A 10,816-nucleotide genomic window follows, 5' to 3' on the forward strand; every position below is an offset into this window, starting at 1 on the left:
GGGCCCCGGCGGCGACAAGCGCGCCGGCGGCGGTGGCCGTCCGGCGGGCGGCACCCCCAATCGCGGCGGCAATCCGAATCCGGGCGGAAACCGTACGCCACGCGGCCGCCCGCGCGGCCGCGGTTAGCAGGCAGCCGATATCAGGCAGCGGAAGGTCGGTCTGAACCGTTGCCGTCTGCGCTTGCGGCTTCTTTTTTTGTCTGGCGATTACCCCACGATCCGCACCAAAGCACGCGCAGATGCGCTTTGGCGCGGGTTTGCGGTTTGCGTTTGTCCTGAAAAATGGCTACAATCACGAAGTCGCTGGGCGTGCGGTTGGAAGTCTGATTTCTGCGTGCAGCTCAGGTGCGACCACCGGCAATAAGATGATGGGCGTTTCGCCCATTTTTTTTTGCCGTTCAAAGTTCGCGAATCATTGCGTTCGACAGGTGGTTCCGCATCCGGGGTAGCACTTGCAACGCGCGCCAGCCTGGCGCGGCCCGCTGTGGTGGTGTTCGCTTGCAATCTCGTGGCAACCGCATGGGGCATCCCCATGGCACCCCCGCCGTGGCACCGGCGGCGCGCCGCGCGAACATCTAGAGGGCATTGTGCAACTGACGGAACTGATTGAAACGACGGTCGTGGGCCTTGGCTACGAACTCGTCGATCTCGAGCGCATCGGGCGCGGCATGCTGACCGTGTATATCGACCAGCCTGCCGGCATCGCAATCGAAGATTGTGAAAAGGTGACGCGTCAGCTCCAGCACGTTTTGACGGTCGAGAATATCGATTACGAGCGGCTCGAAGTATCGTCGCCGGGTCTTGACCGGCCGCTCAAGAAACTGGCGGACTTCGAGCGCTTCGCGGGCAGCGAGGCGGTGATCACGTTGAAAAAGCCATTGGACGGACGGAAATCGTACCGGGGCGTTCTGCATGCTCCGCAAGGCGAGACGATCGGTCTTGAATTTGAAGGGAAGGAAGGCGCCGCGATGCTGGATTTCACGCTTGCGGATATCGATAAAGCACGCCTCGTTCCGAAAGTTGACTTTAGGAGCCGCAAACAATGAGTCGCGAAGTGTTGATGCTGGTGGATGCGCTGGCACGCGAGAAGAACGTCGACAAGGACGTCGTATTTGCCGCGCTCGAAGCGGCGCTCGCTTCGGCATCCAAGAAACTCTTCGACGAGGACGCGGACATTCGTGTCCATATCGACCGTGAGAGCGGCGAGCATGAAACATTCCGCCGCTGGCGCGTGGTGCCGGACGAAGCGGGACTGCAGGAGCCGGATCAGGAAATCCTGCTGTTCGAAGCGCGCGAGCAGAAGGCCGATGCGGAAATCGACGATTATCTGGAAGAACCGGTGCCGTCGATCGAATTCGGCCGGATCGGCGCGCAAGCCGCCAAGCAGGTCATTCTGCAGAAGGTTCGCGATGCGGAACGCGAGCAGATCCTGAACGACTTCCTCGAGCGCGGCGAAAGCATCATGACCGGCACGGTCAAGCGTCTCGACAAGGGCAACTTCATCGTCGAATCGGGCCGTGTCGAAGCGCTGCTGCGCCGCGATCAGCTGATTCCGAAAGAGAACCTGCGCGTCGGCGACCGCGTGCGTGCGTATATCGCGAAAGTCGACCGCACCGCGCGCGGCCCGCAGATCGAACTGTCGCGCACCGCGCCCGAGTTCCTGATGAAGCTGTTCGAAATGGAAGTGCCGGAAATCGAACAGGGGCTGCTCGAGATCAAGGCCGCGGCGCGCGACCCCGGCGTGCGCGCCAAGATCGGCGTGATCGCGTATGACAAGCGCATCGATCCGATCGGCACCTGCGTCGGCATTCGCGGCTCGCGCGTGCAGGCGGTGCGCAATGAGCTCGGTGGCGAAAACGTCGACATCGTGCTATGGTCGGAAGATCCCGCCCAGTTTGTGATCGGCGCCCTTGCGCCGGCAGCCGTCCAGTCGATCGTCGTCGACGAAGAAAAGCATTCGATGGACGTCGTCGTCGACGAAAACGAACTGGCGGTCGCTATCGGCCGCAGCGGCCAGAACGTGCGTCTTGCCAGCGAGTTGACCGGCTGGCAGATCAACATCATGACGCCGGACGAGTCTGCTCAAAAGCAGAATCAGGAACGCAGCATCCTGCGTGACCTGTTCATGGCGCGTCTCGATGTCGACGAGGAAGTCGCCGACATCCTGATCGACGAAGGCTTCACGAGCCTCGAAGAGATCGCTTATGTGCCGCTCAACGAGATGCTCGAAATCGAGGCCTTCGACGAAGACACGGTTCACGAATTGCGTAACCGCGCCCGCGATGCGTTGCTGACGATGGCGATCGCGAACGAGGAGAAAGTCGAGGGCGTGGCGCTCGATCTGAAGAGCCTCGATGGGATGGACGCCGATCTGCTCGCGAAGCTTGCCGAACATCAGGTGCAGACGCGCGACGATCTGGCGGAGCTGGCAGTAGACGAGCTGGTCGAAATGACCGGCATGGAAGAGGACGCCGCGAAGGCGTTGATCATGAAGGCCCGTGAACACTGGTTTCAGTGACAAAGTGACATGACCATGAACCACTGACCTGACCGCGGCATCGCATCGATGCTGCTTTGAAGCCCGCGATAAAAGCCCGCTTTGGAGCCCGTATCGATGCCGTTTGGCCGCACGACCCGATGCTAACCGCAAGGAATTGGTCCTTGCACTAAGAGGAATGAATGGCGAGTAACAACGTAGCCCAATTTGCCGCGGAACTGAAAATGCCTGCAGGCGTGCTGCTCGAGCAGCTGCAGGCGGCGGGCGTCGAGAAAGCGAGTGAGGACGATGCCTTGTCGGAAACCGACAAGGCGCGCCTGCTCGATCACTTGCGCAAGTCGCACGGCTCGCAGGACGCCGACAAGCGCAAGATCACGCTCACGCGGCGGCACACGTCGGAAATCAAGCAATCCGACGCGACGGGTAAAGCTCGCACCATTCAGGTCGAAGTTCGCAAGAAGCGCACCTTTGTCCGTCGCGATGAGTCGGCCGAGCAGGGTGACGCGGTGGCGGCGCAAGCGGCCGAAACCATCGATGCGGAAGAGCTCGAGTTGCAGCGTCGTGAGGAAGAGGCGCGTCAGCAGGCTGAGCTGCTCGCGCAGCAGGCTCAGGAGCTGAAGGAGCGTCAGGAACATCTCGAACGCGAAGAGGCGGAGCGTCAGGCGCGCGAGCAGGCGGCCGAGGCGGAGCGCCAGCGCGCGGAAGAAGAAGCGGCGAAAAAGCGTGCGGCGGCGATGGCCGAGGCGGCCGCGCGCGAGCAGCAGGCGGAAGCCGAGCGCACCGAGCAGGAAGACGAGCGCGCCGCAGCGGAACGCGCGGCGCAGCGTGAAGCGGCGAAGAAGGCCGAGGACGCCGCACGTGCGGCGTCCGAGAAGGCGCGCGCCGAGTCGGAGGAGATTGCCAAGCGCCGCGCGGCGGCGGAAGCCGAAGCGCGCGCGATTCGCGAGATGATGAGCACGCCGCGCAAGGCGGCTCAGCCGAAGCCGCCTGAGCCCGTCGCGCCGCAGAAGCCGGTCGAGCAACCGAAGGCGGCTGAGGCGAAAGGCACGCTGCACAAGCCGGCACGGCCGGCTGGCGAAACCGCGGCAGCGCGTCCGGCGAAGAAGCCGGCAGCATCGGCGCCGGCTGCGACGGCCGCTCCGTCGTCCGCGCCCGCGGGCGATCGCAAGAAGCCCGGCGCCGGCAAGACCGGCGGCTGGCAGGACGACGCCGCGAAGCGTCGCGGCATCAAGACGCGCGGCGACTCGAGCGGCGGCGTCGATCGCGGCTGGCGCGGCGGCCCGAAGGGTCGCGGCAAGCATCAGGACGCGAACACGTCGTTCCAGGCGCCGACCGAGCCGATCGTGCGCGAAGTGCACGTGCCGGAAACGATCACGGTGGCTGACCTCGCGCACAAGATGTCGGTGAAGGCGTCGGAAGTCATCAAGGTGATGATGAAGCTCGGCCAGATGGTGACGATCAACCAGATGCTCGATCAGGAAACCGCGATGATCGTCGTCGAGGAGCTGGGTCACCACGCGGTGGCCGCGAAGCTCGACGATCCGGAAGCGATGCTGGTCGAAGGCGAAGCGAGCGATGCGGAATCGCTGCCGCGTCCGCCGGTCGTCACGGTGATGGGTCACGTCGACCACGGCAAGACGTCGCTGCTCGACTACATCCGGCGCGCGAAGGTCGCGGCCGGCGAAGCGGGCGGCATTACGCAGCATATCGGCGCGTACCACGTCGAAACCCCGCGCGGCGTGATCACCTTCCTCGATACGCCGGGTCACGAGGCGTTCACGGCGATGCGTGCGCGCGGCGCGAAAGCGACCGACATCGTGATTCTGGTGGTCGCCGCCGACGACGGCGTGATGCCGCAGACGAAGGAAGCGATCTCGCACGCGAAAGCGGGCGGCGTACCGCTGGTCGTCGCGATCAACAAGATCGACAAGCCGGACGCGAACCCGGACCGCGTGAAGCAGGAACTGGTCGCGGAAGGTGTCGTGCCGGAAGAATACGGCGGCGATTCGCCGTTCGTGTCGGTGTCCGCGAAGACCGGCGAGGGGATCGACGATCTGCTCGAAAACGTGCTGCTGCAGGCTGAAGTGCTCGAGCTGAAGGCACCGGTCGACGCACCGGCGAAGGGCCTCGTGATCGAAGCGAAGCTCGACAAGGGCAAGGGCCCGGTCGCGACGATCCTCGTGCAGTCCGGCACGCTGAACCGCGGCGACGTCGTGCTGGCGGGCAGCGCCTACGGCCGCGTGCGTGCGATGCTCGACGAAACCGGCAAGGCGACGAAGTCGGCGGGTCCGTCGATCCCGGTTGAAATCCAGGGTCTGTCGGAAGTGCCGGCGGCCGGCGAAGAAATGATCGTGATGCCGGACGATCGCAAGGCGCGTGAAATCGCGCTGTTCCGTCAGGGCAAGTTCCGCGACGTGAAGCTTGCGAAGCAGCAGGCCGCGAAGCTCGAGAACATGCTCGAGCAGATGGGCGAAGGCGAAGTTCAGAACCTGCCGCTGATCGTCAAGGCCGACGTGCAAGGTTCGCAGGAAGCGCTGGTGCAGGCGTTGCTCAAGCTGTCCACCGACGAAGTGCGCGTGCAGATCGTGCACGGCGCGGTCGGCGGCATCAGCGAGTCGGACGTCAACCTCGCGACGGCGTCGAAGGCGGTTATCGTCGGCTTCAATACGCGTGCCGATGCGCAAGCGCGCAAGCTCGCGGAAACCAACGGCGTCGACATTCGCTACTACAACATCATCTATGACGCAGTGGATGAGGTGAAGGCCGCGATGTCGGGCATGCTCTCGCCGGAGAAGCGCGAGGTCGTCACCGGCATGGTCGAGGTGCGCCAGGTGTTCAAGGTGCCGAAGGTCGGCACGGTGGCGGGCTGTATGGTCACCGATGGTGTCGTCAAACGGTCGTCGTCGGTGCGCGTGCTGCGCAACAACGTCGTCATTCACACCGGCGAGCTCGATTCGCTGAAGCGCTTCAAGGACGACGTCCGCGAAGTGCGCCAGGGCTTCGAATGCGGTATGTCGGTGAAGAACTTCAACGATATCGTCGAAGGCGATCAGTTCGAAGTCTTCGAAGTCACCGAAGTCGCGCGTACGCTGTAACCGGAGCGCCGCGCCAGAAGGGCGGAGCGGGCGCCAAGCCGGCTCCGCCCTTGGTTTTTTATGCCTGACTGAAACATGCCGAAAAAACGCACGTCACCTAATCGCAATGTACAGATCGCGGATCAGATTCAGCGCGATCTGTCGGAATTGCTACGCGAGGTCAAAGACCCGCGAATTGGACTCGTCACGATCCAGAGCGTCGAACTGACGCCGGACTATGCGCACGCGAAAATCTTTTTCACGACGCTGACGGGCGATCCGGAGCAAACCCAGGTCGCGCTCAATCATGCGGCCGGCCATCTGCATAACCTGCTCTTCAAGCGCTTGCATATCCACACGGTGCCGACGCTGCACTTCCACTACGACAAGACGATCGAACACGCGGTGCAGATGTCGCGGCTGATCGACGAAGCGAACGCGAATCGCGCAAAAGACGACTGACACCGTCACGCGCCGGCTGATATGACGACCGCTCCTCCAACCGCACCGCAGCGACCGCGTGTGCCGCGCCGCGCGCTCGACGGCGTGTTGTTGCTCGACAAACCGGTCGGTCTGTCGAGCAACGATGCGCTGATTCGCGCGAAGCGCCTTTATCAGGCGAAGAAGGCCGGCCATACGGGCACGCTCGATCCGCTCGCGTCCGGCCTGTTGCCGCTGTGCTTCGGCGAGGCCACCAAGTTCTCGCAGGATCTGCTGGACGCGGACAAGACGTACGAGGCGACCATGCGCCTCGGCATCACGACGTCGACCGGCGATGCCGAAGGCGAAGTGCTGCAGACGCGCGAGGTTCGTTGCAGCGAGGCGGGTATTGCAGCGGCGTTGGCGCGTTTTCTCGGCGAGATCGTGCAGATTCCGCCGATGTATTCGGCGCTCAAGCGCGACGGCAAGCCACTCTATGAATATGCGCGTGCCGGCCAAACCGTCGAGCGGGAAGGGCGCCGCATCACGATCCATACGCTCGAACTGCTCGCGTGCGCGCTGCCGGACGTGACGTTCCGCGTCACATGCAGCAAGGGCACGTATGTGCGCACGCTCGCGGAAGATATCGGCGAGGCGCTCGGCTGCGGCGCGCATCTGATCGCACTGCGCCGCACGGGCGTCGGTGCGTTGACGCTCGAACATGCGGTGACGCTCGACGCGCTCTCCGATGCGGCGCAAAGCGATCTCGATCGCTGGCTGCAACCGGTCGATGCGTTGCTATCCACGTTTCCGATGGTGCGGCTCGACGATGAAGCGGCCCGCCGTTTCCTGCACGGGCAGCGGCTGCGTCTTGCCGATCTGTCGATTGACGACGCCGCGCTGTGCGCGCCGCGCGTGCGGGTTTATGCGGCGCTGGACGGCGGGCGTCTGCTCGGCGTCGCGAAGGCAAGCGACGGCGTGCTGGCGCCGGAGCGACTGGTTGTCACCGCAACGTCCTGAGCTCGAGCGGCGCGGCAGCCCCCCGCGGGTTCGCGGCACGCGGCGCCTGGCCCCGCGCGGCATCCGCCAAGGTCGGCCGTTATTTCTTCACGTCGTCCGGGTTATACGTGACATAGAGCTTCGTATAACCCTTCGTATCGAACGTGCCGCTCCATCCGCGCGGAATCGTCACCGCTTCGCCCGCGTGAACGGTGACGACTGAGCCGTCCGTCGAAGTCAGCGTGACGCCGCCGCTGATGAAGTACAGGAATTCGTTGTACGGATAGTCCTTGTCGACTTCGTGCAGCGGCCCGGACTTGTACAGCCCCGTTTGATACCCGCTGTCTTTCGACGTAAACGTCACGACGTCCGTCGTTGCATTGCCGTCCTTGTTCTCATGCACGGCGTCCTTGCGCTGAAAAATCGCGCCGTTGATTTCAGGCCTGGTCACCTTGACGGGCTTGATGACTTCCGCTTGTGCGTGGGCGCACGCGACTGCCGCAGCAACGGTGGAAAGCGCGACGAAGATGCGCATGGCGGCGATTCTGCTTATCCAGTATCTGTTCATTCGTGATTCGCACATAGAGATGATCGGAGAGGGGCGTCGAAATTGTCGCAAACGCCGACAATTGACTTTCGGTCATGAATTTACCGCCTCGTGCGAATCAAGTCACTTCAACAATTGCGCCGATTCGTCATGCGATGCAGCGGTTCGCGCCAGAAGGCGCGCGGCCGCATCGTGTGTTGCGGCGCCCGGTACGCCGCGCAGTACAACCGCACAGTACAACCGCTCAATGCGCCGCCGACGCGGCCGCGCCCGCATCGCCGCCGTGCGAGCGTTCGGGCTTCGTGATCCAGATCAGCGCAATCAGCGCAATGAAAATGCCCGCCGAAATATAGAACAGGTCGTTCACACCCAGCTGCGCCGCCTGTTGCGTCGCCATCGAATTGAACAAACCGAACGCCTGCTGCTGGCTCAAGCCCAACTGGTTCATCTGCTGGACCGTCGCATCGAAAGTCGGGTTGTACGGATTGGCCTGCGTGACGAGCCGCGTGTGATGCAGAATCGACCGATGGTCCCACGCGGTCTGGAAAATCGATGTGCCGATGCCGCCGCACATGATCCGCACGAAGTTCGACAGGCCCGATGCCGCAGGAATCCGGTTGCCCGGCAAGCCGGATAACGTGATCGACACGAGCGGGATAAAGAAGCCGGCCATCGCGATGCCCTGGATCAGCGTCGGCACCGTCAACGCGAACGTATCGACGCCGGTCGTATAGCGCGAGCGCATCCAGAAGCACAGCGCGAACACCAGAAACGACGCGGTCGCGATATAGCGCGGGTCGGTGCGCGGCAACACTTTGCCCGTGACCGGCGAGAGCAGGATGGCGAACAGTCCGACCGGCGCCATGACGATGCCCGCGTCGGTCGCGGTATAGCCGAGATCGGTTTGCAGCCACAGCGGCAGCAGCACGAGATTGCCGAAGTACAACCCGTAGCCGATCGACAGCGCGACCGTGCCGCCGGTGAAATTGCGCAGCTTGAAGAGCGACAGGTCCACCACCGGGTGATCGGCGGTCAGCTCCCACACCACGAAGAACGCGAACGCGATGATCGCGGTCAACGCGAGCACGACGATCGTCGTCGACGAGAACCAGTCGAGGTCCTTGCCCTTATCGAGCATGACCTGCAGCGAGCCGACCCAGGTGATCAGCAACGCGAGGCCGACAGTATCGATCGGCGCTTTCCGGATGGCCGAATCGCGATCGCGAAAGATTGCCCAGGTCGCGGCCGCGGCGATCACGCCGACCGGAATATTCACGTAGAAGATCCACGGCCACGAGATGTTGTCCGAGATCCAGCCGCCGAGAATCGGGCCGGCAACCGGTGCGATCAGCGTCGTCATCGCCCACATCGACAACGCCATCGGCGCCTTGGCGCGCGGGTAGCTCGCCAGCAGCAGCGTTTGCGACAGCGGAATCATCGGGCCCGCGACCGCGCCCTGGAACACGCGCGACGCGAGCAGAAACGGCAGCGTCGGCGCCAGACCGCACATCCACGACGAGATCACGAACAGCACGATCGACGCCATGAAGAGGCGCACCTGGCCGATGCGTTCGGTGAGCCAGCCGGTCAGCGGCACCGAGATCGCATTGGCGACCGCGAACGACGTGATGACCCATGTGCCCTGATCGGACGACACGCCGAGGTCGCCGGAAATCGACGGAATCGACACGTTCGCGATCGACGTATCGAGCACGTTCATAAACACCGCGAGCGACACCGCGATCGTGCCGATCACGAGTTGCGCGCCTTCGAGCGGCGGATGGACGATCGGCGCTTGAGCCTGAGCCATGGAGCGAAAGCCCTTGTTTTATGTTGACCGGGGTGGCGTGTCGACCTGCGGCTTACATGAGCCGGGCCGCCGCGCCCTTGCCCGCGCCGTGCGCCGCGGGCTTCTGCAATGCACTGGCGGTCGAACCCGCGTTTTGCGTGATGATGCGCGCGATTTCCGCGTCGGCGTCGTCGCCGTATTTGTCGAATACGCTGGTCTGATAGACCGTGTTCTGCGCGTTGCCGAGCTGACCGCCGGACTCGTTGCTGATGTTCACATCCGCCAGCATCGACAGGCCGATGCGCAGCGGATGCGTCTCGAGTTCGCGCGGGTCGAGCTCGATACGCACCGGCAGACGCTGGACGACCTTGATCCAGTTGCCGGTCGCGTTCTGCGCGGGCAGCAGCGAGAAGGCCGCGCCGGTGCCGGCGGAGAAGCCGACCACCTTGCCGTGATAGACGACCGATGAGCCGTAGACATCCGCGGTCAGTTCGACCGGCTGGCCGATGCGCATATGCCGCAACTGTCCTTCCTTGAAGTTCGCGTCGACCCATACGCCATTGAGCGGCACGACGGCCATCAACGGATTGCCCGGCGACACGCGCTGGCCGACCTGCACCGAGCGCTTCGCGACATAGCCGGTCACCGGCGCCGGCAGCGTATTGCGCGCGTTGTTCAGATACGCGTCGCGTACTCGCGCGGCGGCGGCCATCACGTTCGGGTGATCGGTGATCGTGGTGTTCGCGGTCAATGCGCGGTTGGCCGCGAGCTGCTGCTGGGCGGCATCGAGCGCGGCCTGCGCGCTGCGCACCGCATCGCGCGCGTGCGAGATTTCCTCCGTCGATACGGCGCCCGTTTGCGCGACGGTCAGGCGGCGGCGCAGGTCGTCCTGTGCGCGCGACAGATCGCTCTGGCGCACTGCGACCTGCGCCTGATACTGGTTGTCGTCGACATACAGGCCGCGCACCTGACGCACCACCTGCGCGAGATTCGCCTCGGCCTGCTGCAACGCGACGCGTGCATCGGCCCGATCGAGCACGACGACCGGATCGCCGACCTTGACGGTTTGCGTATCGTCGGCGTTCACGGCGATCACCGTGCCGGTCACCTGCGGCGTGATCTGCACGACGTTGCCGTTCACGTAGGCGTCGTCGGTCGTCTCGTGAAAGCGCGCGACGAGGAAGTAGTACAGGCCATAGCCGATCGCGGCGAGCAGAATCACGATGACGAGCAGCGTCATCATCCGTTTGCGTTTGCCGTTGTTGTTCGAAGGTCGCGCGGTCGGCGCGGGTTGTTGTTGAGGCGTGCTCATGATGGGCTCCGTGTTCTTTCGTGTCTCTCGTGTGTCGCTTATAGGTGTCGTGTGGCCGGGTCCCGGGCCACAGTGCGAGGCAGGAGGCCTCGCGCGGGCGGTCCGGTCAGTTCGCCGCCTGAGCCGAAGCGGCGGTGGTCGTCGCGGCGGCGGCGTGCGCCGGCGTCTGCGGCGGGGC

At 64.0% G+C, this 10,816-nt stretch carries 8 protein-coding genes; 5 read left to right on the forward strand and 3 right to left on the reverse strand.

Annotated elements, in window-relative coordinates:
• Window positions 1-587 precede the first annotated feature (587 nt).
• The 5 genes from rimP to truB all read left to right on the forward strand — a co-directional run bounded on the left by rimP (window position 588) and on the right by truB (window position 7,011).
• The gene (gene rimP / locus HV675_RS31355; RefSeq protein ID WP_175115353.1) at window positions 588-1,046 is read left to right on the forward strand and encodes a ribosome maturation factor RimP; all 459 of its coding nucleotides are present in this window, start codon (window positions 588-590) and stop codon (window positions 1,044-1,046) included.
• Window positions 1,043-2,518, forward strand: a complete 1,476-nt coding sequence (gene nusA / locus HV675_RS31360; RefSeq protein WP_175115346.1) for a transcription termination factor NusA — start codon at window positions 1,043-1,045, stop codon at window positions 2,516-2,518. The genes rimP and nusA overlap by 4 nt, the downstream gene beginning before the upstream one ends.
• Before the next feature lie 161 nt (window positions 2,519-2,679).
• Window positions 2,680-5,592 (forward strand): translation initiation factor IF-2, encoded by a 2,913-nt coding sequence (gene infB / locus HV675_RS31365; RefSeq protein WP_175115347.1) that lies wholly within the window; start codon window positions 2,680-2,682, stop codon window positions 5,590-5,592.
• A gap of 75 nt (window positions 5,593-5,667) precedes the next feature.
• Entirely contained in the window at window positions 5,668-6,033 is a 366-nt protein-coding gene (gene rbfA, locus HV675_RS31370; RefSeq protein WP_175115348.1) for a 30S ribosome-binding factor RbfA, read from the forward strand.
• A 21-nt stretch (window positions 6,034-6,054) separates the two neighbouring features.
• Window positions 6,055-7,011, forward strand: coding sequence for a tRNA pseudouridine(55) synthase TruB (gene truB / locus HV675_RS31375; protein ID WP_175115349.1), 957 nt, complete (start codon window positions 6,055-6,057; stop codon window positions 7,009-7,011).
• 79 nt (window positions 7,012-7,090) lie between these two features.
• On the opposite strand, the gene HV675_RS31380 is transcribed toward truB, so the two are convergent.
• The 3 genes from HV675_RS31380 to HV675_RS31390 form a co-directional block, all read right to left on the reverse strand.
• Complete coding sequence (locus HV675_RS31380; protein WP_246270671.1) at window positions 7,091-7,525, reverse strand: cupin domain-containing protein; 435 nt, start codon at window positions 7,523-7,525, stop codon at window positions 7,091-7,093.
• 256 nt (window positions 7,526-7,781) lie between these two features.
• A complete protein-coding gene (locus tag HV675_RS31385; protein WP_175115351.1) occupies window positions 7,782-9,347 on the reverse strand; it encodes a DHA2 family efflux MFS transporter permease subunit in 1,566 nt (521 codons plus the stop codon).
• A 52-nt stretch (window positions 9,348-9,399) separates the two neighbouring features.
• A complete protein-coding gene (locus HV675_RS31390) occupies window positions 9,400-10,638 on the reverse strand; it encodes an EmrA/EmrK family multidrug efflux transporter periplasmic adaptor subunit (protein ID WP_175115352.1) in 1,239 nt (412 codons plus the stop codon).
• Window positions 10,639-10,816: the final 178 nt, after the last annotated feature.

Origin of the sequence: Paraburkholderia solisilvae (genome assembly GCF_902859875.1) — a bacterium.
Taxonomy (GTDB): Bacteria; Pseudomonadota; Gammaproteobacteria; order Burkholderiales; family Burkholderiaceae; genus Paraburkholderia; species Paraburkholderia solisilvae.

What these genes read in the sequence shown, in the direction of transcription:
- rbfA (WP_175115348.1), top strand. Translation starts at nt 5,668, where the DNA reads ATGCCGAAAAAACGCACGTCACCTAATCGCAATGTACAGATCGCGGAT.
- truB (WP_175115349.1), top strand. Translation starts at nt 6,055, where the DNA reads ATGACGACCGCTCCTCCAACCGCACCGCAGCGACCGCGTGTGCCGCGC.
- HV675_RS31380 (WP_246270671.1), bottom strand. Translation starts at nt 7,525, where the DNA reads ATGCGCATCTTCGTCGCGCTTTCCACCGTTGCTGCGGCAGTCGCGTGC.
- infB (WP_175115347.1), top strand. Translation starts at nt 2,680, where the DNA reads ATGGCGAGTAACAACGTAGCCCAATTTGCCGCGGAACTGAAAATGCCT.
- HV675_RS31385 (WP_175115351.1), bottom strand. Translation starts at nt 9,347, where the DNA reads ATGGCTCAGGCTCAAGCGCCGATCGTCCATCCGCCGCTCGAAGGCGCG.
- nusA (WP_175115346.1), top strand. Translation starts at nt 1,043, where the DNA reads ATGAGTCGCGAAGTGTTGATGCTGGTGGATGCGCTGGCACGCGAGAAG.
- HV675_RS31390 (WP_175115352.1), bottom strand. Translation starts at nt 10,638, where the DNA reads ATGAGCACGCCTCAACAACAACCCGCGCCGACCGCGCGACCTTCGAAC.